This window comes from Streptomyces sparsogenes subsp. cuspidosporus, from assembly GCF_039532705.1.
GTDB classification, from domain to species: Bacteria; Actinomycetota; Actinomycetes; order Streptomycetales; family Streptomycetaceae; genus Streptomyces; species Streptomyces sparsogenes.
The window spans coordinates 88337-111959 of the sequence record NZ_BAAASD010000030.1; the positions used below are offsets into that span (position 1 = coordinate 88337).

The following is a 23623-nucleotide window of genomic DNA, read 5'->3' on the forward strand; positions in this document are numbered from 1 at the left end:
GGTAGGCTTGCCCAGAAGCTTCGCGAGGGTACGTACGCCTCCCCGACCAGACGACTTGGATGAACGATGCATCGGTACCGGTCCCACACCTGCGGCGAGCTCCGCGCCGCTGACGTCGACACCGACGTGCGGCTCTCCGGCTGGCTGCACAATCGGCGGAACCTGGGCGGCATCCTCTTCATCGATCTCCGTGACCACTACGGCCTGGTCCAGCTGGTCGTGCGCCCGGACACCCCGGCGAACGAGGCGCTCAGCTCGCTGTCCAAGGAGACGGTCGTCCGCGTGGACGGCAAGGTGATCGCGCGCGGCGCGGAGAACGTCAACCCGGACCTGCCCACCGGCGAGATCGAGGTGGAGGTCACCGAGGTCGAGGTGCTCGGCGGCGCCGACCCGCTGCCCTTCACCGTCTTCCCCGAGGACGGGGTCAACGAGGAGCGGCGCCTGGAGTACCGCTTCCTGGACCTGCGCCGCGAGCGCATGCACCGCAACATCATGCTGCGCTCCGCCGTGATCTCCGCGATCCGGCAGAAGATGACCGCGCAGGGCTTCAACGAGCTGGCGACCCCGATCCTGTCCGCCACCTCGCCCGAGGGCGCCCGGGACTTCCTGGTGCCCTCCCGGCTGCACGCGGGCAAGTTCTACGCGCTGCCGCAGGCCCCGCAGCAGTTCAAGCAGCTGCTGATGATCGCGGGCTTCGACCGCTACTTCCAGATCGCGCCCTGCTTCCGCGACGAGGACGCCCGCGCCGACCGCTCGCCGGGCGAGTTCTACCAGCTCGACGTCGAGATGAGCTTCGTCGAGCAGGAGGACGTCTTCCAGGTCATCGAGAAGGTGATGACCGAGCTGTTCGAGGAGTTCGGCAACGGCCGCCACGTCACCTCGCCGTTCCCGCGGATCCCGTTCCGCGAGGCCATGCTGAAGTACGGCTCCGACAAGCCGGACCTGCGGGCCAAGCTGGAGCTGGTGGATGTCAGCCACGTCTTCGCCGAGTCCGGCTTCAAGGCCTTCGCGGGCAAGCACGTGCGGGCGCTGGCCGTGCCGGACACCGCCGACCAGCCGCGGAAGTTCTTCGACCAGATGGGCGAGTTCGCCGTCGAGCAGGGCGCGAAGGGGCTGGCCTGGGTCCGGATCGGCGAGGACGCCAAGCTGACCGGGCCGATCGCGAAGTTCCTCACCGAGGAGGACGTCGAGAAGCTGATCGCCGAGGTCCAGGGCAAGCCGGGCACGGCCGTCTTCTTCGGCGCCGGAGAGTTCGACGAGGTCTCCAAGATCATGGGCGCGGTGCGGGTCGAGGCCGCGCGCCGGGCCGGGCACTTCGAGGACAACGTCTTCCGCTTCTGCTGGATCGTCGACTTCCCGATGTTCGAGCGGAACGAGGACACCGGCCAGATCGAGTTCTCGCACAACCCCTTCTCCATGCCGCAGGGCGGCCTGGAGGCGCTGCGGACCAAGGACCCGCTGGACATTCTGGCGTGGCAGTACGACATCGTCTGCAACGGCGTGGAGCTGTCCTCGGGCGCCATCCGGAACCACGAGCCGGACGTGATGTACAAGGCGTTCGAGATCGCGGGCTACTCCCGGGAAGAGGTCGAGCGTGAGTTCGGCGGCATGCTGCGCGCCTTCCACTTCGGCGCCCCGCCGCACGGCGGCATCGCGCCCGGCGTGGACCGCATCGTGATGCTGCTGGCCGACGAGCCCAACATCCGCGAGACCATCGCCTTCCCGCTCAACGGCAACGCGCAGGACCTGCTGATGGGCGCGCCCAGCGAGGTGGACGAGGCGCGGCTGCGGGAGCTGCACCTGTCGATCCGCAAGCCGCAGATCAAGCAGGCGGAGAAGGCCGGAGCGGAGAAGACCGGAGCGGAGAAGGCCGGAGCGGAGAAGACCGGCAAGGCTGACGAGGCCGGAAAGTAGTGCGGGCAGGCCCCGCGTCCGCTTCCGGCGGATCGCGGGGCAACCAGGTCCCGGGCCCAACGGGTTCCCTGAATGTGAATGACAATCTGAAGGTCGTCATGGTGCGCACGGCCCTCGCCGCGGCCCTCGCCGTCGCCGTGCTCGCCGGCTGCGGGGCTTCCGCGGGGACCCCGTCCGGTGGAGCCGAGCCCAGGGCAGGCGCCGCCGCGGACGCCGAGAAGCGCGGCGGCGCGCCGGGCCCCGGCGACCAGGCCCGCCGCCCCGCCTCCCCCGCGCTGCGGGACCGCCTGCTGCCCGGGCTCGGCCCCCGCACCCTCGCCCAGGTGCCCGGCGACGCCCGTCAGGTGGTGGTCGTGACCGGCGAGGGCCGCGACTCCTCCCGCTCCACCGTCGTGGTCTACCAGCGGCGCAACCCCGACGGCGACCCGGACATGGCCGCGGGCGCCGACTGGCGGGCCGTCGCCACCTGGGACGCCCACAACGCCCGCAAGGGCTGGACCGACCACCACGTCGGCGGCGACCTGCGCTCCCCGATCGGCGTCTTCCCCCTCACCGACGCGGGCGGCCGCCTGCCCGACCCCGGCACCCGGCTGCCGTACGACCACTCGGCCGGCGGCTTCACGATCGGCGGCACCGGCTTCGAGGGCGAGCCGCTCGCCGGGTCCTTCGACTACGTCGTCGCCATCAACTACAACCGCAAGGCGGGCACCTCCCCCCGCGACTGGACCAGACCCCGGGGCCAGAAGCGGGGCGGCGGCATCTGGTTCCACGTGGACCACGGCGGTCCCACGCAGGGTTGCGTCAGCATCTCGAAGAAGCACATGAAGAAGCTCCTGCGCGTCCTGGACCCGGAGCGGCACCCCGTCGTGGTGATGGGCGACGCGGCGTCCCTGGCCCGCTGAGCCGGATCCTGGCCGTCCCCCGGCCGTCCCCGGGTCGTCGCCGGGCCGTCCCCGTGCCGTCACGGGCTGTCCCAGATCGTCCCCAGGCCGTCCCCGGGCCCGCCGTCAGCCGAACTGGCCGGGCTGGTAGTCGCCGGCGGGCTGCTGGATGATCACGTTCATCCGGTTGTAGGTGTTGATGAGGGCGATGAGGGAGACCAGGGCGGCGAGCTGGTCCTCGTCGTAGTGCTTGGCGGCGTCGGCCCAGGCCTCGTCGGTGACGCCGCCGGCCGCGTCGGCGATACGGGTGCCCTGCTCGGTCAGCTCCAGGGCGGCGCGCTCGGCCTCGGTGAAGACCTTGGCCTCCCTCCAGGCGGCGATCAGGTTGAGGCGCACCGAGGTCTCCCCGGCGTGCGCGGCGTCTTTGGTGTGCATGTCGGTGCAGAAGCCGCAGCCGTTGATCTGGCTGGCGCGGATCTTCACCAGCTCCTGGGTGGCGGCCGGCAGGGTCGAGTCCGACAGGACCTTGCCCGCCGAGTTGATGAACTTCGCGAACTTGGCCGCGACGGGGTTGCCGTAGAGGTTGAGACGGGCGTCCATGGTGATCTCCTTCGCCGTTCCGACGGTTACACAGCACTGACGGGCCGGCCGCGGGAGATGTGACATCCGGACGGGTGAAGGGGATGTGACCTGCGTCTCGCCCTCAGGGTTGCTGGACGAAGTGCTCGGTCAGCCGCTGGTCCACCCCGCACGGGTCCGTGCGCGCCGCGCGGGCGGCCCGGTGCACGGCCCGCAGCAGACGCCTCGGGGTGGCCCGGTGCTGCCAGAGCACCGCCCGTACGCCGTACTCCACGACCGCCATCAGCTCCGTCTCGCGCAGCTCGCCGGTGACCAGCACCACCCGCTGCTCACCGCCCCGCACCAGGCGGCGCAGCTCGGCGCCCGCGCGCGCGTCCAGGCGCTCGGCGAGCATGACGGCCACGGTGCCGCGCGGCTCGTCGCCGAACGCGTCGCCGAACGCGTCGCCGAAAGGGCGCGGCCGGTCGATCAGTTCGATGGTGGGCTCGTGCCGCAGATGACGCACGACCCCGGCCCGCGAGAGCGGGTCGGGGCCGTGGACCGTCACCGTGACACGTGGTGCGTCGGGCACTGCGCTCCTCGACCTCCTATGGATGGACTCCACAGGCTGGTCGAACGCGCTAAACGAACGGTTGTCGGGCGATCAACGGCCGCCCGTCACCCGACGGGCTTGCCCTCGGCCTCCACACCGCCGCCCGCCTGCGCCTCCGTGCCGCCGAAGCGCTCCCGGTAGGCCTCCAGGTCCTCCTCGCCGATCTTTGCGAAGAGCACCGGCGGCACGGTGAAGGCCGTGCCGGCCGGGACCGACGCGAGCGCCTTGGCCTCCTCCTGGCTCACCCACCGCGCCGTGTCGTCCGCCAGCGAGAACGCCGACCGCATGGCCCGCGCGGAGGCCGGGATGAACGGCTCCGAGACGACCGCGTAGAGATGGATCAGGTTCATCGCCGTACGGAGGGTGAGGGCCGCGCCCTCCTGGTCGGTCTTGATCTCCAGCCAGGGCGCCTTCTCCTCCAGGTAGGAGTTGCCCGCGCTCCACAGGGCGCGCAGCGCGGCCGCGGCCTTGCGGAACTGCAGCGCGTCCATGTGCTCCTCGTACTCCGCGAGCAGCCGCGCGATCTCCTCGCCCAGGCGCGCCTCGGCCTCCCCGGCGGCCTTCCCGGCCGGGACCTCGTCGCCGAACCGCTTGCGGGAGAAGGACAGCACGCGGTTGACGAAGTTGCCGAGGGTGTCGGCCAGGTCCTTGTTGACCGTGGCGGCGAAGTGCTCCCAGGTGAAGGACGTGTCGTCCGACTCCGGGGCGTTCGCCATCAGGAAGTAGCGCCAGTAGTCGGCCGGCAGCACGTCCAGCGCGGCGTCGGTGAACACCCCGCGCTTCTGGGAGGTCGAGAACTTGCCGCCGTAGTACGTCAGCCAGTTGAACGCCTTGACGTAGTCGACCTTCTTCCACTTGTCGCGGGTGCCCAGCAGCGTCGCCGGGAACATCACGGTGTGGAACGGGACGTTGTCCTTGGCCATGAACTCCGTGTAGCGGACCGTCCGGTCCACGTCGTACCACCACGACTTCCAGTCGCGGTTCGCCGGGTCCTGGTCCGACCACTCCTTCGTCGCGCCGATGTACTCGATCGGGGCGTCGAACCACACGTAGAAGACCTTGCCCTCGGCGGCGAGGTCCGGCCAGGTGTCGGCCGGCACCGGCACGCCCCAGTCCAGGTCACGGGTGATCGCCCGGTCCTGGAGCCCCTCGTTGAGCCACTTGCGGGCGATCGACGACGCGAGCGTCGGCCAGTCCTTGCCGTGCTCGTCCACCCACGCCGCGACCTCGCCCGCCAGCTTCGACTGGAGCAGGAACAGGTGCTTGGTCTCCCGCACCTCCAGATCGCTGCTGCCGCTGATCGCCGAGCGCGGATTGATCAGGTCGGTCGGGTCCAGCACGCGGGTGCAGTTCTCGCACTGGTCGCCGCGCGCCTTGTCGTAGCCGCAGTGCGGGCAGGTGCCCTCGATGTAGCGGTCGGGGAGGAAGCGGCCGTCGGCGTTGGAGTACACCTGGCGGATCGAGCGCTCCTCGATGAAGCCGTTGGCCTTCAGCTCGCGCGCGACGGTCTGGGTGATCTCCACGTTCTGCGCGGAGGAGCTGCGGCCGAAGTAGTCGAACGCCAGGCCGAAGCCGTCGTAGACCGCCTTCTGCGCGTCGTGCTGCTGCGCGCAGAACTCGTCCACCGGCAGGCCCGCCTCCTTGGCGGCCAGCTCGGCGGGGGTGCCGTGCTCGTCCGTCGCGCAGATGTAGAGGACGTCATGGCCCCGCTGGCGCATATAGCGGGCGTAGACGTCGGCCGGGAGCATGGACCCCACCATGTTGCCCAGGTGCTTGATCCCGTTGATGTAGGGAAGGGCGCTGGTGATGAGGTGTCGAGCCATCGCGGGCTGCTCCCGGGTCGATGCAGTGGGTGACATGTCGCTCTGCGAGCAGCATTCTGTGAGTTCTGTGAGCTCTGTGCCGAGCTGCTCTGCGAGCCGCCATTATCGTATCCGAGCGGCGGGGGCCACCCGCGCGGCGTTTTCCGCGCCGCGCGGGTGGCCCCCGCGTCGTTGTCCGTCCCCGGTTCGCTCGTTCCGCTTACGCGGTGTTCCGCTTACATGGTCTTCCGCTTACGCGGTGTTCCGCTTACGCGGTCAGCTCAGCACGCCCGCCTCGCGCGCCTCCCGCAGCCACTCCGGGAACTCGACCATCAGCTGCCCGTACAGCTCCGCGTCGGACAGCGCGCGCGGGTCCTGGCCCGCGTGGAAGAACCCCGCGTTGTCCACCACCCGCTTCTCCGGCACCGCCAGCTCGTCCAGCTTCCGCAGGAAGTCGAACCCCTTCGCCGCCGGGTCGCCGAACCCGATGAACTGCCAGAAGATCGGCAGCCGCGCCGCCTCGCACAGCGCCTTCTCGGCGGCCGGCTTGCTGGTGGGCGCGCCGTCCGTCTGGAAGATCACGAACGCGGGGTCGGTGGTGCCGGACGCCTCGTAGTGGTCGATGACCGCCTTGATCGCGTGGTGGTAGTTCGTACGGCCCATGTGGCCGAGCGAGGAGTGCAGCTCCTCGATCCGGCCGCCGTAGTTGGCCAGGTCGATGTCGGCCGTGCCGTCGATGTCCGTGGAGAAGAACACGACCGGGACGGTGCCGTCGTCGTCCAGGTTCGCGGACAGGGCGAGGGCCTGCTCGGCGAGGTGCTGGACGGTGCCGTCCTTGTAGTAGTTCCGCATCGACCCCGACCGGTCCAACACGAGATAGACGGCCGCCCGCCGCCCGGCGAGCCCCTTCTCCGTCAGGGCCTCGGCGGCGGACTTGTACAGACTCACCAGCCCCGGCGCGCGGCTCTCCACATCGGCGAGCGAGATCGCGGCGCCGGCCGCGTCGGTGGCCTTCGCGGTTTCGGGGGTGGGGGTGGGCGCGGGGGCGGTCTCGGGCTCGGCGGAGTCGGTGGCGTCGGCCGCGTCGGTGGCGGGCGCGGGGGCGGTCTCGGGCTCGGCGGAGTCGGTGGCGTCGGCCGCGTCGGTGGCGGGCGCGGGGGCGGTCTCGGCCGCGTCTGCCGCGTCGGCCTTGGCCGGCTCGGCGGGCTCCGGGTCCTTTTCCGGTCCGGTCTTGGCCGACTCGGCGGTGGCGTCGGCTTCCGCTTCGGCGGCGGGCTCCGGGGCCGTCTCGGGCTCGGCCGCGTCGGCAGCGCCGGCGGCTGGGGTGTCTTGCGCGTCGGTCTTGGTCGGTGCGGCGGAGGCGTCGGCCTCGGCGTCGGTGTTCGCCGTGTCGGTCTTGGCGGGCTCGGTCGCGTCTTCGGTCGCCTGCTCCGCTTCCGTGGCGGGGGTCGGCTGTGCCTCGGCCTCGGCGGGCTCGCTGGCGGTGTCGGCCTGGGCCTCGGTCTCCGTCGCGTCCGGCTCGGTGGCGGTTTCCGTCTCCGCCTCGGCCGTCTTGTCGGTCTCCTGCTGCGGCTCGGCGGCGGCCTCCGGGGCGGCCTCGCCCTCGCCCTCGGCCTCGGCGTTCGGGGCGGGGGCCGGCTCGTCGGCGGCTTCCTGTTCCGCTTCCGAGGGGGCGCTCGGGGCGGCCTCGGCCTCGGTGGTCCCGGCCTCGGCGGTCTCGGTCTTGGCCGCGTCCGGCTCGGCGGGGGCGTCGGCCTCGGGTTCGGTCTTGGCGGCGTCCGGCTCGGCGGGCTTCGCTGCGGGTTCCGCTTCGGCGGCGGCTTCCTGCTTCGGCTCGGCGTCGGCTTCGGCCTTGGCGGTCTCGGCTGGGGTGTCCGCCTCCGGCTCGACAGGCTCGGCTTCGGCGGCGACCGCCGGCTTCTCGTCGGCGGTGTCCCGCTTCAGCTCCGCTTCCACGGCCGCCTCGGCCGGCGCCTCCTCCTTGGAGGCCGACGTCGAGGCCGACATCGAGGCCGACGCCGACTCCGGCGTGGCGGAGGACTCCAGGATCTCGTCGAGCGTCTTCAGCGGTTCGGTGAGGGAGGGGTGGTGGGCCACGAGGTCCTCGTCCTCCGACTGGGTGGAGGAGGCGGACGGGGCCGAGGCCGCCGGGGCGGGCTCGGGCTCAGAGGCGGGCTCGGGCTCTGGCTTGGGCTCAGAGGCAGGCTCGGGCTTGGGCTCGGGCTCGGGGGTGGAGGCGGGCGGCTCCTGGGCGGTGTCCGGGACAACCGCCCCTTCCGGCGCAGCCGAATCGTCGACCCGTGGCTTGCGGGAGCGTCCGAAAACTTTGCGCAGTAGATCCCGTATGGCCATGGGAGATACCTCTCACGTGTCGAGTGCCGGGGCATGGCGGTAGTACATGTCCGTGGTGCGGAAAGGCTAGCGGGCCGCTCAGCGGTCCTCCGCTGCCGATTCCGGTTACCCGTCGTTCACTCCCGGTTCAGGCGACCGTCGTCGGCTCGCGGCTCTACGCCCATAGCTTCGCCGCGGATGGCTTCTGAGGCCGTGGTGGCGCGGGCTGCGCGCCGGTCAATCCGTACGGAGGGAAAGACGTGCGCAAGCTCCTGCCGCTCATCGGCTCGCACCCGGGCGGTCGTTCCGCGCTGACCTGCCGGTACCGCTGTGGGGACGCCTGCTTCCACGAGGTGCCGAACACCAGTGGGAACCCCTACATCGGGGATGTCATAGCCGGTGCGCTGTCGCGCCGTTCGGTGCTGCGCGCCGGCGCGGTGGTGTCGGTGGCGGCGGCGGCCGGGGTGACCGCGGTGGGGCGGGCGCCGGAGGCCGTCGCGGCCGAGGGGCAGGCCGGGGCGCGGGGCGCCGGCAAGGGCGCGGGGAAGGCGGCCCGCGGCCTGCGGTTCTCGCCGGTCGCGCCCAACACCACGGACGCCGTCGTGGTGGCCGAGGGCCATGACCAGAACGTGGTGATCCGCTGGGGCGACCCGATCCTCCGCGGGGCGCCCGCGTTCGACCCGGCCAACCAGTCCGCGAAGGCGCAGGCGGGCCAGTTCGGTTACAACAACGACTACATGGCCGTGCTGGACGTGCCGCGTGAGCGCGGTCGTCAGCTGCTGGTGGTCAACCACGAGTACACCGACGAGGTGCTGATGTTCGCCGGGTACGACGCGGCGAACCCGACCCGTGAGCAGGCCGAGGTCGCCTGGGCGGCGCACGGTCTGTCGGTGCTGGTGACGGAGGAGGACCGCAGGCTGGGCAAGTTGACCGCCGTGCCGCGGCACCGCCTCAACCGGCGGATCACCGCGACCACGCCGTTCGAGGTGACGGGCCCGGCGGCGGGCAGCAAGCTGCTGCGGACGTCGGCGGACCCGACGGGGAAGCGGATCCTGGGGACGCTGAACAACTGCGGTGGCGGGATCACCCCGTGGGGCACGGTCCTGTCGGGCGAGGAGAACTTCAACCAGTACTTCGCCAACGGCGGCTCGGTGACGGACCCGGCCACCGCCGCCCGGCTCAAGCGCTACGGCATCGCGGGCGCGGCCACCGAGCGCAAGTGGGAGCGTTTCGACAAGCGCTTCGACGTGGCCCAGGAGCCCAACGAGCCCCACCGCTTCGGGTGGGTCATCGAGATCGACCCGTACGACCCGGAGTCCACCCCGCGCAAGCTGACCGCGCTGGGGCGGTTCAAGCACGAGGCGGCCGAGCCCCGGCTGACCGCGGACGGCCGGCCGGTTCTCTACATGGGCGACGACGAAAAGTTCGACTACTTCTACAAGTTCGTCTCGTCGAAGCGGATGATGAAGGGCGACAGCCGGGCCGCGCGCGAGCACAACCGGACGCTGCTCGACGAGGGCACGCTGTACGTCGCCAAGTTCACGGGCGACAGCCCGGCCGGGGAGATCGACGGCAGCGGGAAGCTGCCGGAGGACGGCGAGTTCGACGGCTCGGGCGAGTGGATCCCGCTGGCGAGCGGCACGACCTCGTACGTGGAGGGGATGACGGCCGAGGAGGTCTACGTCTTCACGCGGCTGGCCGCCGACAAGGTGGGGGCGACGAAGATGGACCGCCCGGAGGACGTCGAGCCCAGCCCGCGCACCGGCAAGGTGTATGTCGCGCTGACCAACAACAGCGACCGCGGCAAGGCGGGCAAGGCCCCGGCCGATGAGGCGAACCCGCGCAACGGCAACAAGCACGGCCAGATCCTGGAGCTGACCGAGCGCTGGGGCGACCCGGCGGCCCGCCGGTTCGGCTGGCGACTGTTCCTGGTGTGCGGCGACCCGGCGGACCCGAGCACGTACTTCGGCGGCTTCCCGAAGGACCAGGTCTCGCCGATCTCCTGCCCGGACAACATCACCTTCGACGCGCACGGCAACCTGTGGATCTCCACCGACGGCAACGCGCTGGGCAGCCACGACGGGCTGTTCGGGGTGGCGACGGCCGGCAGCAGGCGCGGTGAGGTCAAGCAGTTCCTGACCGTGCCGACCGGCGCCGAGACCTGCGGGCCGATCGTCCAGGACCGGCGGGTGCTGGTGGCGGTGCAGCACCCGGGCGAGGTGGACGGCGCGAGCGTGGAGAAGCCCGCGTCCACCTGGCCCGACGGCCCGGGCAAGCTGACCCGTCCGTCGGTGATCAGCGTGTGGCGGCGCGACGGCGGGAACATCGGCGTCTGATCGCCGGCGTCCGAGCACTGGCGTCCGAGCACTGGCGTCCGAGCACTGGCGTCCGAGCACTGGCGTCCGAGCACTGGCCTCTGATCACCGGCCTCTGATCACCGGCCTCTGCTCTTCCGGTCCGCCGGAATATCGGGTAATTCATCGCGGCGGAAATTGTCCCGGAGATTAATTCAACTGGCGTCCGGGTCAGTTTCCGTTCCTGCGGGAATCCCCGTCGTCCGGAAGCGTCTCGCGGGACAATTCCGCCAATCGCCGCCGCGGTGCGTTCAGCGAGCGGCCCCTCGTGCCGGCGCCCGCCCAGGGGTCGCGCTCCAGCCGCTCGCCGATCGTGCGCAGGGTCCAGCGGTCGGCCCTCAGCTCCGGGTCGTCCAGCTCCTCGGCGGCGATCGGCGTGGCGACCGGGGCGCCGGGGCGGGCGCGCACGGCGTACGGGGCGACCGCGGTCTGCGCGTAGCCGTTGCGCTGGGTGTCGAGGTAGAGCCGGCCGGCCCGCTTGGCCTTGCGCGGCTCGGTGGTCAGCCGGTCGGGGTGGCGGGCGGCGAGCAGGTCGGCCGCGTCCCGCGCGAAGTCCCGTACGGAGTCGAAGTCCTCGCGGCGGTCGAGGGCGACGACCACGTGCAGCCCGCGCGAGCCGGTGGTCATCAGCAGGCCGGGCAGCCCGACCTCGCCCAGCAGCGCGCACATCCGCCGGGCCGCCCAGCGGACCTCTTCGAAGCCCGCGTCCGGGGGCGGGTCGAGGTCGAAGACGAGGCGGTCGGGGTGGTGCGGCCGGTCCGCGCGGGAGAGCCAGCGGTGCGGGGTGACGCAGGCCTGGCCGGCCAGGTAGACGAGGGTGGCGATGTCGTCGCAGACCACATGGGTGACCTCGCCGCCCTCCTTGGGCATGACGGCGCGGTGGATCCAGTCCGGGAAGTGGTCGGGGGCGTTCTTCTGCATCAGCGGCCGGCCGCGGATCCCGTCCGGATGACGTTCCATCATCAGCGGGCGTCCGCGCAGGTGCGGGAGCATGAGGCGGGAGACCGCGCGGTAGTGGTCGACGAGATCGGACTTGGTGATTCCGTCGCCGGAGTGGTCCGGGCCGCCGGGGCCGCCGGGGCCGCCGGGGAAGAGCACTTTTTCCGGGCGGCTGATGGGGACGGTGCGCCGACCGGCCCTGACCTCGGTCTTCGAACGCTCCTTCGTATCACTCATATCCTCGGCGAGTAACCCGGCCCGCCGCGCGTAAACGGGATCGGCTCGCCGTACGCGCATGGGGACGGTAAATCCGCGCTTATCCGGAATGAGCCGCCGGTGAACCCGGGCCGATAAAAAGTCGACCGCCTGATCAAGCATCCCGGGGCTAAACTCGTGAGTCCACAAATCAGGAAGAGTTGGAAAGCGAGACGGATTCATGGCTGGACCCGGGCCGGTCGGACCGCCGACGGCCAACGGGCGAAGCAGGCTGCTGCAGAGCCCGCTCGCGCTCATGGACACCACGATGGACCAGCTCCGCACGCTGATCGTGGTGCATGAGGCGGGTACCGCGCTGGGCGCCGCGCGGGTGCTCGGCCGGGAACAGTCGAGCGTGCAGAAGCAGCTGGACACGATGAACCGCAACTTCCGGGACCTGTGCGGCGAACCGCTCGTCCTCAAGCAGGGCCGCGGCAAGGACGTGCTGTTCACCGGCACCGGAGAGGCCCTCGTCGAACTGGCGCGGGGCACGCTCGGCGACTGGCTGGAGGGCATCCACGAATCCCGGCGCCGCCTGGGCAGAACCCTGATGGTGGGCACCACGCGATTCACCCTCGGCTATCTCGCGGGGGCCGGCGAGCGGGTGGCCGAGGAGTTCGGGCGGCGCGGCATCGAGCTCAAGGTCGGGCATGTCCGCACCCGCGACGTGCTGGCCAAGCTGCGGGCCAAGGACGTGGACCTGGTCTGCGGGTCCGTGGTGACCAGCCCCCAGGCGGACGCCGGCCACGACGAACTCGACGCCTTCGACGTGATGGAGTGGCGCCGCAGCGGGGTGTCGCTGCTGACCAATCTGCCGCCCTCCCGGCTGCCCGGCCCGACCGTCGAGAGCAGCGAGCTGCGCACGCTTCCGCTCGTCGTCTCGGCCAGTGGCCTGATGGCGGGGGTGCTGCACACCTGGTTCGGCGCCGACTACCGCAACAGGCTGCACATCGCCGCCGAGATCGACACCGTGACGTACGGCTTCGAGCTGTTGCGCTCGGGCCTGCTGCGCGGCTGCATGCTGGTCACCAAGGGCGTGGCCGACGCGGCCGGCGACCCCCGGGCGGCGTACGGGCGCGGGCTGCGGGCCGTCGAGCTGGTCAACGACACCGGGCCGCGGCTCGAGGTGCTGCTCGGCGCCTTCACCCGGCGCGGGGAGCGCGCCCACTACGACCCGAGCCACCCGCTCAATCTGCTGTGGGACGCGCTGGCGCTGGAGAACGAGCAGTGGCGGCGGGAGCAGCGCTGGCCGACCGAGGGTCTGGAGCCGGACCCGTTCGAGCTGGCCAACTCCTACCACCCGAGCGAGAGCTGAGCCCGGGCCCCTGAGCCGCGCCTGTGGGTCAGTGCAGGTCCAGGTCGACCAGCAGCGCCCGGTGGTCGGTGTCCGGCAGGTCCAGGAAGCGGGCGGCGCGGGGCCGCAGCGCGTCGCTGACCAGCACGTGGTCGATCTGGGCGCCCAGCGCCGGGGTCGTCGCGCTCGGCCAGCTCGGCGTCCGCGAGCGGCCCACCGCCGCCGCGCTGTCCCGCATTCCGGTGTCGAGGAGGGACCGGAAGGCGGCGTGGTCCTGGGTGGCGTTGAAGTCCCCCGCGATGAGGGTGGGCTCCGGGCCCCGCCCGGCGGCGTACGCGCGCAGCCGCCCCAGCTCGGCGCGCCACACGTCCAGCTCCCCCGGCAGCGGCGGCATCGGATGGGCCACCTGCACGTGGACCCGCCGGTCCGCGATCCGCACGACGGCCCGCGGCATGGCCAGCTTCCCGGGGACCCCGGGCTCGGCGGTCAGCGGGTACTTGCTGAGGATCGCCGAGCCGTGGGCCGCGTCCCCGGGGACGGCGATCACCTTCCGGTACGGGTAGCTCTTGCGTACGGCGGCCGAGTCCAGCGCCGTACCGCAGCGGGTGTCGCACTCCTGGATCGCGACCAGGTCGGGCTCCTCCCGGCGCAACGCGCCGAGCAGCCCCTTCGTCGCCCCGCCGAACTCCAGGTTGGCGGTCAGCACCCGCACCCGGGCCACCACCGGGCCGCTCGGCGCGCCCGGGGGGCCGCCGGCGGCGTCGTACGGCTGGCTGAACCAGCCGGTCACGGCGGCGGCGACCAGTGCCCATACGCACCCCAGTGGCCAGCGCGCGGCCACCGCGAGCACCAGTCCGAGCAGCGCGGGGACCAGCAGCCAGGGCAGAAAGGCCAGCAGTTGGGGGACGGGCGTGATCCCGTCGGTATCGGCCGCCCGGCAGCCCAGCACCGCGCTCACCTGGGCCAGCGGCAGCGCCGCGCAGCACGCGGCCAGCCGCCGGGCCCGCCCGCGCGGGGGCCGGGCGAAGCGGCGCGCGAGCCGTATCAGGCGGTGCGCGGGGTGCCCGGGCCCGGCGGCCCGGTCCTCCGCGACTGTCGTCGTCCGCACGCTTCTCCCTCGTCGGGGCTCGGCTCCCGCCCTGCTGCCGCCGGGCGGCGGGGACCTCATTCTCCCGTGCGCCCTCCCCGGGCGCGGACGCCCTGGGGAGCGCAGGTCACCGGCGGTGTGCCGGTCTCCTCCACGTGTGAGGATTGACACGTCGTCAGGTCCACTGGCATGTGCCAAACTTGCTCCCCATGGCAGTGGTTGGACAGACGGTCGCCCCCGAGCGCCTGCTGGCGGTCGAGCAGGCGATCGACGCGTTCGCCGAGGGCGGCTTCGTCATCGTCTACGACGCCTTGGCCAAGGAGCACAGGGGCGCCCTGCTGCTCGCCGCGGAGTTCGCCCACGAGGGGGCGCTGAAGCAGCTGCTGGACCACACCTCCGGCATGGTCTGCGTGGCGCTGCCGCACGACCGGGCGGACCGGCTGCGGCTGCCGCGGCTGGTGGTGGACGAGGAGCACACCGGGCTGCTCAACACCGCCTTCACCGTCCCCGTCGACCTGCTGGGGCCCACCACCACGGGCCTGTCGGCCCTGGACCGCTCGCGCACCGTCCGGGCGCTGGCCGATCCGCAGACCACCCATGACCAGCTGGGGCGCCCGGGGCATGTCTTCCCGGTGTGCGCGGTGCCGGGCGGGGTGCTGGAGCGGGAGGGCCACGCGGAGGCGGCCGTGGACCTGTCGCGGCTGGCGGGGCTGTCCGGGGTGACCACGCTCGGCGCGGTCGTCACGCCGGACTGGGAGCTGGCGCGCCACGACGACCTCAGCCGGCTCGCGGCCAGCCGGCTGCTGCCGCTGATCTCGGTGGCCGACCTGGCGGCCTACCGGCTGGCGCGCAAGGCCCTGGGCCGCTGATCCCCGCCCGGGCACTCTGCCGGAACGCCTGGGCGCTCTCCCCGAACGCCTGGGCGCCCTCCCCGAACGCCAGGGGCGCGGCCGGTACGGGGCCGCGGCTCACCCGGCGCGCAGCGCCAGCACCGCCTCGACCGTGTCGGCCTCCGTCGCCGGCTTGTCCTCGCGGTAGCGCAGCACCCGCGCGAAGCGCAGCGTCACCCCCGCCGGATAGCGGGACGACCGCTGGAGGGAGTCGAAGGCGATCTCGACGACCAGCTCGGGCCGCACCCGCACCACCCATCCGTCGTCGCTGACGGCCAGCCGCAGCAGCGCCTCCGTCTGCCAGGCGAGCAGCTCGTCGGTCAGGCCCTTGAAGGTCTTGCCGAGCATGGCGAAGGTGCCGTCCGGCCGGCGGGCGCCCAGATGGAGGTTGGAGAGCTTGCCGGTGCGGCGGCCGTGGCCCCACTCGGCGGCCAGCACGACCAGGTCGAGCGTGTGCACCGGCTTGACCTTCAGCCAGGACGCGCCGCGCCGGCCCGCGCTGTACGGGGCGTCGAGGGACTTGGCCATGACGCCCTCGTGGCCGCGGGCCAGCACGTCGGCGGCGAACTCGCGCGCCGCCCGCCGGGTCGCCTCGTCCCGCGGCTCCTCGGCCACCAGCCGGCGTACCCGCCGGGGGCCGGGCGCGATCCGGGCCAGCTCGGCGTGGCGGTCCCGCGCGGGCAGGTCGAGCAGGTCCCGGTCGTCCACGGCGAGCAGGTCGAAGAAGACGGGGTACAGCGGCAGCGCGGGGCTCGCCCCGGCCATGCCCGGGCGGGTGCCGACCCGGCCGGAGAAGTCCTGGAAGGGCAGGGGCCGGCCGTCGGCGCCGAAGGCGATCACCTCGCCGTCGAGGACCGCCCGCTCGACGGCCAGCTCGCGGGCGGCCGCGACCACCTCCGGCACCCGGTCGGTGATCTCGTCGAGGGTGCGGGTGTAGACGCGTACCGTCTCGCCGTCCCGGTGCACCTGCACCCGGATGCCGTCCAGCTTCTCCTCGACCGCGCAGGGGCCGAGCCGGTCCATGGCCTCGTCCAGGTCGCGCGCGCTGTGGGCGAGCATCGGCAGCACCGGCCGCCCGACCTCCAGCCGGAAGCCGGCCAGCGCGGCCGGCCCGTGTTCCAGCAGGGCCTGGGCGACCGCGCCCAGTGAGCCGCCCAGCATCACGGCGCGGCGCACCTCGGCGGGGGGCGCGCCGACCGCGGCGGACAGCCCCTCCACGGCGAGCGCGTCCAGGGCGCCCTGGCGCAGCTCGCCGCCGATCAGCCCGAGCAGGAAGCGCTGTTCCTCCTCGGTGGCGGCGGACATCAGCCGGGACACCAGCCGCTTGCGCTCGGTGGTGGCGCCGGTGCCGGAGACGGCCGCGACCCGGTCCAGGGCGTGGTGGACGTCGAGCACCCCGAGCCGGGGTCCGTCGGCCGGCTCGGGGCGTACCCGCAGACCGGCCCAGCCCACTCCGACGCGGCGCTGCGGCAGTCTGCCCGCGAGATAGGTGATCACCACCGGGGCCTCGGCGGGCTCGGTGCGGCTGAGCAGCCGGGCCAGGGCCTCGATCTTCTCCGAGCGGGCGGGGGTGGCCGCGACCTCGCGCGAGGTGCGGGCGACTTCGGCCAGCAACATGGCTTCAGCCTCGCTCTTCCCGCGCGCCCCCGCTACCCCTGTCCCCCCGCTGCCTCTGCCCCCGCGCTCCCCGCCGCCGGACGGTCTACAGTGGGCTTGAACACGCGGTTCGCGCCGCGGGCGCCGCGTGGCAGGGGCACGATCAGGGAGCGGGCCACGGGACTGGAGATCGATTACCAGGCACTTTTCGAGTCCACGCCGAGTCCGAATCTGGTGCTGGGTCCCGATCTGGTGATCGTCGCGGTCAATCAGGCGTATCTGAACGCCACCCAGTGCACGCGCGAGGACCTGCTCGGCCGCCATATCTTCGACGCCTTCCCCGACAACCCGGCGGATCCGAACGCCACCGGGACCCGCAATCTGCGGGCCTCCCTGGAACGGGTCCTGGAGACCGGCGAGCGGGACAGCATGGCGCTGCAGAAGTACGACATTCCCGTACCCGGGAAACCCTGTGCTCCGTACGCCGGTGCTCCGGAGGACGCGGACGACAGGGATGACGGGGACGACGGGGACGACTGCGCCGACGGCGCGGGCGCGGGCACGGGCGGGGACGGGGGAGGGGGCCGGGGGCGCCGGGACGGCGGGCGGTTCGAGGAGCGGTACTGGAGCCCGATCAACACCCCCGTCCTCGGCCAGGACGGCTCGGTCCGGTGGATCATCCACCGGGTGGAGGACGTGACGGACTTCGTCCGGGGACGCGCGCGGGCCCCGTCCGCCCCCACCGACGCGATGGACGCCGACCTCTACACCCGCGCGCTGGAGCTGCAGGAACTCAACGAGCGGCTGCGGGAGGCGCACGCCCGCGAGCGGGCGACGGCGCTGGCGCTGCAGCAGGCGATGCTGCCCGCGCTGGTCCCCGGGCTGCACCTGCGGGTGGCCGTGCGCTACCGGCCCGCCATCGGCTCGCTCAACGTCTGCGGCGACTGGTACGAGGTGGCCGAGCTGGCCGACGGCCGGATCGCGGCGGCGGTCGGCGATGTGGTCGGCCAGGGCCTGGCGGCCGCCTGTGTGATGGGGCAGCTGCGCAGCGCGCTGAGCGCGGCCATCCGGGCCGTCGGCGGGCCGGCGGAGGCGCTGGAGGCGCTCGGCCTGTACGCGCGCTCCGTCGACGGGGCGCTGGCCGCGACGGCCGTGCAGGCCGTCATCGACCGGTCGGAGCGGACGATCGTCTACAGCTGCGCCGGCCATCCGCCGCCGCTGCTGCTGCGGGCCGAGGGTGATGTCGTACCGCTGGACCAGGCCACCGACCCCCCGCTGGGCGCCCGCCCCGACCATGTGCGCCGGCCCCAGGCCACCTGCCCCTACACCCCGGGCGGCACCCTGGTGCTGTACACCGACGGGCTCATCGAGCGCCGGGACGAGGACATCGACGTCGGGCTCGGGCGGCTCGCCGAGAGCCTGTTCCGGCACCGGGAGCTGGACCCCGAGCCCCTGGCCGACGCGCTGCTGGTCGACCTCGGCGTCACGGGCGGCACCGTCGCCGACGACACCGCGCTGGTGGTCATCGGCCTGTGACGTGCGGGTCGGTGGTCTGCGCCCCGCGGGGCGGTTCCGCTGTCCGCTCGCTCATCCCCGGCCCGGCGCACAGCGCCCAGATGACGAGGGCGTCGACGACGAGCAGCGCCACGGCCCACACCGGGTAGTACGGCAGCCACAGGAAATTGGCGATCAGGCTCAGCCCCGCCAGCACGACCCCCGTCACCCGGGCCCACATGGCCCCGGTGAACAGGGCCAGACCGGCGATCACGGCGACGGCGCCGAGGATCGCGTGGACCCATCCCCATCCGGTGAGGTCGAACGAGAAGACGTAGTTCCTCGTGACCAGGAAGACCTGGTCGTTGCGGATGGCCGAGATTCCCTGACCGAGGCCCATCAGCCCCGCGAACAGCAGCATGACGGCCGCGAAGACGAGCCATCCGCTCACCGCCCGGTGCGGATGCCGGGCGGCCTCCGCCTGAACTCCACCGACATGACTGGCCATGGCGGGCTCCTTCGTCCCTGCCGACCGACGGCCGAATGGCCGACGAATTTCGGCAAATGTAGCGAGTACATCTATTTCAGGCTTGCACAGGCCGCCGATGTCGGCACCCGCTCCACGCGGGGTGGCTCGCCTTTCAGGAAGGCGCGGTGTACATCTAGGGGTATGGCCCGGTTTATGGGCCGATCGTGGGCACTGGCTGCCCGTATGTTCCCCGGTCGGCGCCCACGGAGTCGGCGGCGTGAGCGCTCAGAGGCAGCGGTGCGGCGCCCTGGTTCCTGGCTGAGCGCGCGCAGCGTCGCCGGCCAGGTCTTTCTGCTGCAGCTGGTGATCGTGCTGCTCCTGGTCGCGGCCGCGTCCATCGCGCTCGTCCTCCAGGTGCGCCACGACGCCACCGACGAGGCCCGCCGCCGGTCGCTCGCCGTCGCCGAGACGTTCGCCGACTCGCCGGGCGTCGCCCCCGCGCTGCGCTCCACCAACCCGACGGCGGTGCTCCAGCCGCGGGCCGAGGAGGCGCGCAGGGAGTCCGGGGTCGACTTCATCGTGGTCATGGACCGGAACGGGATCCGCTACACCCACCCCCTGCCCGACCGGATCGGCAAGCGGTTCGTCGGCAACATCTCGGGGCCGCTGGCCGGGCGGCCCCTCACCGAGACCGTCCAGGGCACCATCGGCGAGGTGGTGCAGGCGGTGGTTCCGGTCACCGACTCCCGGGGCCATGTCGTCGGCCTGGTGTCCTCCGGGCTCACGGTCCGCAAGGTGAGCGGCCTGGCCGACCGCCAGGTGCCGCTCCTCCTCGGCGCGGCCGGAGCCTCCCTCGCCCTGGCCACGGGGGGCACGGCGCTGGTCAGCAGACGGCTGCGGCGGCAGACCCACGGGCTGGACCCGGCCGATCTGACCCGGATGTACGAGCACCACGACGCGGTGCTGCACTCCGTACGGGAGGGCGTGCTCATCCTCGACGGCGACGGGCGGCTGCTGCTGGCCAACGACGAGGCGCGCCGCCTGCTCGAGCTGCCCGAATACCCGGAGGGCCGGGCCGTCACCGACCTGGGCCTGGAGCCGCAGACGGCCGAGCTGCTGGAGTCCGGGCAGGTGGTCACCGACGAGGTGCTGGTGGCCGGGGACCGGCTGCTGGCGGTCAACATCCGCACCACGGACCGGGACGGCGGACCGGCCGGCAGCGTGGCGACCCTGCGGGACTCCACCGAGCTGCGCGCCCTGTCGGGGCGGGCGGAGGTGGCCCAGAAGCACCTCAAGCTGCTGTACGACGCCAGCGTGGAGATCGGCACCACGCTCGACGTCGCCCGGACCGCCCAGGAGCTGGCCCAGGTCGCGGTGGAACGATTCGCCGACTTCGTCACCGTCGATCTGGCGAGCCCCGTGCTGCGCGGCGAGGAGCCGCTGGCGGTGAGCGGCATCGAGATGTGCCGCGTGGCGGTCCGCGGCATCAGCGACGAGCACCCGTTCTATCCGGAGGGCACCCGCTTCTCGTTCGTCTCCTCCACTCCGCAGGCCTCGGGTTTCGGCAGCGGACAGGCGGTGGTGGAGCCGGACCTGAGGGAGGCCGACGGGTGGCGGGCCCAGGACCCCGGGCAGACCGGCCTGGTCGTCGCCTACGGCGTCCGGTCGCTGGTGACCGTGCCGCTGCGGGCCCGGGGCGTTCTGCTGGGGATGGTCAGCTTCTGGCGCATGGAGAAGCGCGCCCCCTTCGAGGACGACGAGGTCTCCCTCGCCGAGGAGCTGGCCTCCCACGCCGCCGTGTGCATCGACAACGCCCGCCGCTACACGCGCGAGCACACGATGGCGGTGACCCTGCAGCACAGCCTGCTGCCCCGCGCCCTCCCCGAGCAGAGCGCGCTGGACGTGGCGTACCGGTATCTGCCGGCGGAGTCGGGGGTGGGTGGTGACTGGTTCGATGTGATCCCGCTGCCGGGGGCGCGGGTGGCGCTGGTGGTGGGTGACGTGGTCGGGCACGGGCTGCACGCCGCGGCCACGATGGGGCGGCTGCGGACGGCGGTGCACAACTTCTCCACCCTCGACCTGCCGCCCGACGAAATCCTCTCCCACCTCGACGACCTGGTCACCCGGATCGACCAGGAGGAGGACGCGGCGGGCCTGGAGGGGGTCGAGGGCGGCGGCGAGGGGATCACCGGCGCCACCTGTCTGTACGCGATCTACGACCCGGTCACGCGGCGCTGCGCGATGGCCCGGGCCGGGCATCCGCCGCCCGCCGTGGTCGCCCCCGACGGCACGGTGGAGTTCCCCGACCTGCCCGCCGGGCCCCCGCTGGGCCTGGGCGGGCTGCCGTTCGAGACGGCCGAGGTGGAGCTGGCCGAGGGCAGCCAACTGGCGCTGTACACCGACGGGCTCATCGAGGACCGCAGCCGGGAGATCGACGCCGGGCTGGAACTGCTGCGCGAGGCCCTCGCCCACCCCGGCCGTACGCCCGACCAGACCTGCGCGGACGTGCTGGACGCGGTGCTGCCCGCGCGCCCCGCCGACGACATCGCGCTGATCGTGGCCCGCACCCGGGTGCTGGGCGCCGACCGGGTGGCCGGCTGGGACGTCCCCTGCGACCCGGCGGCGGTGGCCGAGGTGCGGGCCATGGTCATCCGGAAGCTGGCGGAGTGGGAGCTGGAGGAGACGGCGTTCACCGCGGAGCTGGTGCTCAGCGAACTGATCACGAACGCGATCCGCTACGCGGCGGGGCCGATCCGGGTGCAACTCCTACGCGATCGCAATCTCATCTGCGAGGTGTCCGACACCAGCTCCACCTCGCCGCACCTGCGGTACGCGGCGACGACGGACGAGGGGGGCCGCGGGCTGTTCCTCGTGGCGCAGTTCGCGGAGCGCTGGGGCACGCGCTACACGGCCGAGGGCAAGGTCATCTGGGCCGAGCTGGCCCTGCCGTGACCTTTCCGTCCGCCGGACCCGACCTTTCCGTCTGCGCCCCTCGCACCGCTCGGCCCCGGGGGGCCTCGCGGGCTTCGGGACGCTGCGCCGGACTCCGTCCGGCGGCGCCCTGTGCCGCCGTCAGCCCGTTTCCGGGGGCGCGAACCGCTCGACGAGGAGGTCCAGCCGATCTCCCTGGTACTGGGCCGGCATGCGCGAGCCGTGCACCAGGACGGCGATGCCGTGCAGCGCGCCCCAGAACACCTCCGCGTACAGCCCGTACAGCTCCTCGTCGTCGTGCGGACCGACCACCGCGACGATCTCGGCGAAGGCGGCACGCAGCGCGGAGGGGGTGTCGTCGCTGGCGAAGGGCAGGACGGTCGGCATGACGAACATGGCCTCGTACAGCGCCGGGCGGTTCGCGGCGAAGTCGAGGTAGGCCCGGCCCAGGGCGCGCAGGGCCTCCTTCCGGGAGATCTCGGCCAGCCGGGCCCTGCGCATCTCGGCGGCGAGGTCCTCGAACCCCTCGAGGGCCACCGCGCGGATGATGGCGTCCTTGCCCTTGAAGTGGCTGTAGAGGACGGGCTGGCTGTACTCGACGCGCTCGGCCAGCCGGCGGGTGGTGACCGCGTCCCAGCCCTCGGCCTCGGCCAGCTCGCGCGCGGCCGTGATGATCAGTTGGTGGCGTTGTGCTCGTTCGCGTTCGCGACGTTCGGTGGCAGACATGAGTTCATTCTAGCAGCGCTAGACGCTCTAGCGTCGACAGGAAGCGCGCCATGCGGGTGGACGGGCGGAGCGGAGCGGCTCATTCTGGGGCCCGGCGTACGACGGGGGTCCGGTGGTCGTCGTGCGGGGGATGCCCGGGGTTCGTTTTCCCTCAGCTGACGAGATGTCAAGGTCCGATTGGCGGGCTGGGCCGGTCAAAAGCCTGTGAGCGGTACTACCATGTGCCGCCCATGGCCAGAAACAACCTCAACCCTCGATCGCGCCCCTGAGGACCTGAGAGATGTCAGCACATATATCCAGCCAACCCGTCAAAGGGCTCTCAACGACGCGGCGGACCTGGGCCGTACCGCTGCTGGCGGCCCTCGTGGTCGGTGGCGCGGGGGCGTGGGTGACGGCCGAAGTGCCCGCCGGCAGCCAGGCGTCCGTCGGCCTGTTCTGCGGCCTGGCCGCCGTTCTGCTGTGCGTGACCGCCGCCGTCGCGGCCTCGCGCGGGCAGGCCGTGCGCGGGCTCAAGCAGCGCGTGGCGGCCGCGGAGGCCGAGGCCGCCCGGCGGGCGGCGATGCTGGAGGCCGAAGCCTCCCGGCGGGTGGCCGCGTTGGAGGCCGAGGCCGCGAAGCTCGCCGATGAAACGATTCCTCAGGCGGTGAAGCAGCTGCGCGAGGGCGGCTCGGTGGACACCGTGCTCGCCTCGGTGCCCGCGCCCGCCGGCCGGGCGCACGCGCGGGTCCTCAAGACCCTGGTGCGGGAGATAGCCACCGGTGAGCGCATGCGCGCCTCCGCCATGGCCGCCTGCGCCAACGCCGCGGGCCGCGTGCAGGCGCTGGCCACCAGCATGCTCGCCGACCTGCGCGAGATGGAGAACCGGCACGACGAGTCGGTCCTCGGCGACCTGCTGAAGCTCGATCACACCACCGCGCAGGCGGGCCGGATCGCGGACAGCATCGCGGTCCTCACCGGCGCCCGCTCCGGGCGCCGCTGGACCAAGCCGATCGTCATGGAGAGCGTGCTGCGCGGCGCGGTCGGCCGGATCAGCGCCTACCAGCGGGTCCGGATCCACTCGGCCAGCACCGCCGCGGTCGCCGGCTACGCGGCCGAGGGCGTCATGCACGCGCTCGCCGAACTCATGGACAACGCCGCCAGCTTCTCGCCTCCCACCGAGGAGGTGCACGTGTACGTCCAGGAGACGCACACCGGCGTCGTGGTGACGATCGAGGACGGCGGCCTCGTCATGAGCCCGGCCGCGCTGGCCCGCGCCGAGAAGGCCGTCTCCGCCGAGGCCCTGGACCTGACGAAGCTCTCCGGCACCCGGCTCGGCCTCCCCGTCGTCGGACAGCTCGCCCGCAAGCACAACCTGACGGTCTCTTTCCGGCCCTCCTCCCGCGGCGGCACCGGCGTGGTCGTCCTGATCCCGCAGCAGTTGATCGTCCACGCCGGCCAGGACGCCATGACCCCCTCCGCCCGGTCCGCCCGCCCGGCCGCCACCGCGCCC

The 23623-nt window shown here is 72.7% G+C and carries 17 protein-coding genes; 8 read left to right on the forward strand and 9 right to left on the reverse strand.

Annotated features, from left to right (window positions below; translation table 11 throughout):
* Window positions 1-66 precede the first annotated feature (66 nt).
* Both aspS and ABFY07_RS28960 read left to right on the forward strand, forming a co-directional pair.
* A complete protein-coding gene (gene aspS, locus ABFY07_RS28955) occupies window positions 67-1914 on the forward strand; it encodes an aspartate--tRNA ligase (protein WP_346177324.1) in 1848 nt (615 codons plus the stop codon).
* 98 nt (window positions 1915-2012) lie between these two features.
* Complete coding sequence (locus ABFY07_RS28960) at window positions 2013-2816, forward strand: L,D-transpeptidase family protein (protein ID WP_346177341.1); 804 nt, start codon at window positions 2013-2015, stop codon at window positions 2814-2816.
* A gap of 105 nt (window positions 2817-2921) precedes the next feature.
* Here the strand turns inward: ABFY07_RS28960 and ABFY07_RS28965 are convergent, their stop codons facing one another.
* From ABFY07_RS28965 to ABFY07_RS28980, 4 genes are all read right to left on the reverse strand, one after another.
* The gene (locus ABFY07_RS28965) at window positions 2922-3395 is read right to left on the reverse strand and encodes a carboxymuconolactone decarboxylase family protein (protein ID WP_065962214.1); all 474 of its coding nucleotides are present in this window, start codon (window positions 3393-3395) and stop codon (window positions 2922-2924) included.
* 103 nt (window positions 3396-3498) lie between these two features.
* Window positions 3499-3945 (reverse strand): DNA-binding response regulator, encoded by a 447-nt coding sequence (locus tag ABFY07_RS28970; RefSeq protein WP_346177325.1) that lies wholly within the window; start codon window positions 3943-3945, stop codon window positions 3499-3501.
* An 86-nt stretch (window positions 3946-4031) separates the two neighbouring features.
* Window positions 4032-5789: a methionine--tRNA ligase gene (metG, locus tag ABFY07_RS28975; protein ID WP_346177326.1), complete on the reverse strand. Its 1758-nt coding sequence runs from the start codon at window positions 5787-5789 to the stop codon at window positions 4032-4034.
* Window positions 5790-6044: 255 nt separating this feature from the next.
* Window positions 6045-8120 (reverse strand): vWA domain-containing protein, encoded by a 2076-nt coding sequence (locus ABFY07_RS28980; protein ID WP_346177327.1) that lies wholly within the window; start codon window positions 8118-8120, stop codon window positions 6045-6047.
* 239 nt (window positions 8121-8359) lie between these two features.
* Between ABFY07_RS28980 and ABFY07_RS28985 the strand changes: the two genes are divergently transcribed.
* Complete coding sequence (locus ABFY07_RS28985; RefSeq protein WP_346177328.1) at window positions 8360-10435, forward strand: PhoX family protein; 2076 nt, start codon at window positions 8360-8362, stop codon at window positions 10433-10435.
* Window positions 10436-10624: 189 nt separating this feature from the next.
* Here the strand turns inward: ABFY07_RS28985 and ligD are convergent, their stop codons facing one another.
* Window positions 10625-11629 (reverse strand): non-homologous end-joining DNA ligase, encoded by a 1005-nt coding sequence (gene ligD, locus ABFY07_RS28990; RefSeq protein ID WP_346177329.1) that lies wholly within the window; start codon window positions 11627-11629, stop codon window positions 10625-10627.
* A 274-nt stretch (window positions 11630-11903) separates the two neighbouring features.
* Between ligD and ABFY07_RS28995 the strand changes: the two genes are divergently transcribed.
* Window positions 11904-12962, forward strand: coding sequence for a LysR family transcriptional regulator (locus ABFY07_RS28995; protein WP_346177330.1), 1059 nt, complete (start codon window positions 11904-11906; stop codon window positions 12960-12962).
* A 28-nt stretch (window positions 12963-12990) separates the two neighbouring features.
* Here the strand turns inward: ABFY07_RS28995 and ABFY07_RS29000 are convergent, their stop codons facing one another.
* The gene (locus ABFY07_RS29000) at window positions 12991-14049 is read right to left on the reverse strand and encodes an endonuclease/exonuclease/phosphatase family protein (protein ID WP_346177331.1); all 1059 of its coding nucleotides are present in this window, start codon (window positions 14047-14049) and stop codon (window positions 12991-12993) included.
* 188 nt (window positions 14050-14237) lie between these two features.
* Between ABFY07_RS29000 and ABFY07_RS29005 the strand changes: the two genes are divergently transcribed.
* Window positions 14238-14897 carry a 3,4-dihydroxy-2-butanone-4-phosphate synthase gene (locus ABFY07_RS29005; RefSeq protein WP_346177332.1) on the forward strand — a complete coding sequence of 220 codons (660 nt, stop codon included), beginning with the start codon at window positions 14238-14240 and terminating at the stop codon, window positions 14895-14897.
* A gap of 99 nt (window positions 14898-14996) precedes the next feature.
* Here the strand turns inward: ABFY07_RS29005 and ABFY07_RS29010 are convergent, their stop codons facing one another.
* Window positions 14997-16535 (reverse strand): ATP-dependent DNA ligase, encoded by a 1539-nt coding sequence (locus ABFY07_RS29010; RefSeq protein WP_346177333.1) that lies wholly within the window; start codon window positions 16533-16535, stop codon window positions 14997-14999.
* 141 nt (window positions 16536-16676) lie between these two features.
* Between ABFY07_RS29010 and ABFY07_RS29015 the strand changes: the two genes are divergently transcribed.
* Window positions 16677-18050 carry a PP2C family protein-serine/threonine phosphatase gene (locus ABFY07_RS29015; protein ID WP_428837025.1) on the forward strand — a complete coding sequence of 458 codons (1374 nt, stop codon included), beginning with the start codon at window positions 16677-16679 and terminating at the stop codon, window positions 18048-18050.
* Here the strand turns inward: ABFY07_RS29015 and ABFY07_RS29020 are convergent.
* Window positions 18037-18516, reverse strand: coding sequence for a DUF7144 family membrane protein (locus tag ABFY07_RS29020; protein WP_346177334.1), 480 nt, complete (start codon window positions 18514-18516; stop codon window positions 18037-18039). The genes ABFY07_RS29015 and ABFY07_RS29020 overlap by 14 nt on opposite strands.
* A 162-nt stretch (window positions 18517-18678) precedes the next feature.
* Here ABFY07_RS29020 and ABFY07_RS29025 point away from each other — a divergent pair, with 162 nt between their 5' ends.
* Complete coding sequence (locus ABFY07_RS29025) at window positions 18679-21429, forward strand: SpoIIE family protein phosphatase (protein ID WP_346177335.1); 2751 nt, start codon at window positions 18679-18681, stop codon at window positions 21427-21429.
* A gap of 120 nt (window positions 21430-21549) precedes the next feature.
* On the opposite strand, the gene ABFY07_RS29030 is transcribed toward ABFY07_RS29025, so the two are convergent.
* Window positions 21550-22134 carry a TetR/AcrR family transcriptional regulator gene (locus tag ABFY07_RS29030; RefSeq protein ID WP_346177336.1) on the reverse strand — a complete coding sequence of 195 codons (585 nt, stop codon included), beginning with the start codon at window positions 22132-22134 and terminating at the stop codon, window positions 21550-21552.
* Between the two features lie 280 nt (window positions 22135-22414).
* Between ABFY07_RS29030 and ABFY07_RS29035 the strand changes: the two genes are divergently transcribed.
* A partial coding sequence (locus ABFY07_RS29035; protein ID WP_346177337.1) for a sensor histidine kinase occupies window positions 22415-23623 on the forward strand: 1209 nt, incomplete at its 3' end.

What these genes read in the sequence shown, in the direction of transcription:
- aspS (WP_346177324.1), top strand. Translation starts at nt 67, where the DNA reads ATGCATCGGTACCGGTCCCACACCTGCGGCGAGCTCCGCGCCGCTGAC.
- ABFY07_RS28960 (WP_346177341.1), top strand. Translation starts at nt 2,013, where the DNA reads ATGGTGCGCACGGCCCTCGCCGCGGCCCTCGCCGTCGCCGTGCTCGCC.
- ABFY07_RS28965 (WP_065962214.1), bottom strand. Translation starts at nt 3,395, where the DNA reads ATGGACGCCCGTCTCAACCTCTACGGCAACCCCGTCGCGGCCAAGTTC.
- metG (WP_346177326.1), bottom strand. Translation starts at nt 5,789, where the DNA reads ATGGCTCGACACCTCATCACCAGCGCCCTTCCCTACATCAACGGGATC.
- ABFY07_RS28980 (WP_346177327.1), bottom strand. Translation starts at nt 8,120, where the DNA reads ATGGCCATACGGGATCTACTGCGCAAAGTTTTCGGACGCTCCCGCAAG.
- ligD (WP_346177329.1), bottom strand. Translation starts at nt 11,629, where the DNA reads ATGAGTGATACGAAGGAGCGTTCGAAGACCGAGGTCAGGGCCGGTCGG.
- ABFY07_RS28995 (WP_346177330.1), top strand. Translation starts at nt 11,904, where the DNA reads ATGGACACCACGATGGACCAGCTCCGCACGCTGATCGTGGTGCATGAG.
- ABFY07_RS29005 (WP_346177332.1), top strand. Translation starts at nt 14,238, where the DNA reads ATGGCAGTGGTTGGACAGACGGTCGCCCCCGAGCGCCTGCTGGCGGTC.
- ABFY07_RS29010 (WP_346177333.1), bottom strand. Translation starts at nt 16,535, where the DNA reads ATGTTGCTGGCCGAAGTCGCCCGCACCTCGCGCGAGGTCGCGGCCACC.
- ABFY07_RS29020 (WP_346177334.1), bottom strand. Translation starts at nt 18,516, where the DNA reads ATGGCCAGTCATGTCGGTGGAGTTCAGGCGGAGGCCGCCCGGCATCCG.
- ABFY07_RS29025 (WP_346177335.1), top strand. Translation starts at nt 18,679, where the DNA reads ATGGCCCGGTTTATGGGCCGATCGTGGGCACTGGCTGCCCGTATGTTC.
- ABFY07_RS29030 (WP_346177336.1), bottom strand. Translation starts at nt 22,134, where the DNA reads ATGTCTGCCACCGAACGTCGCGAACGCGAACGAGCACAACGCCACCAA.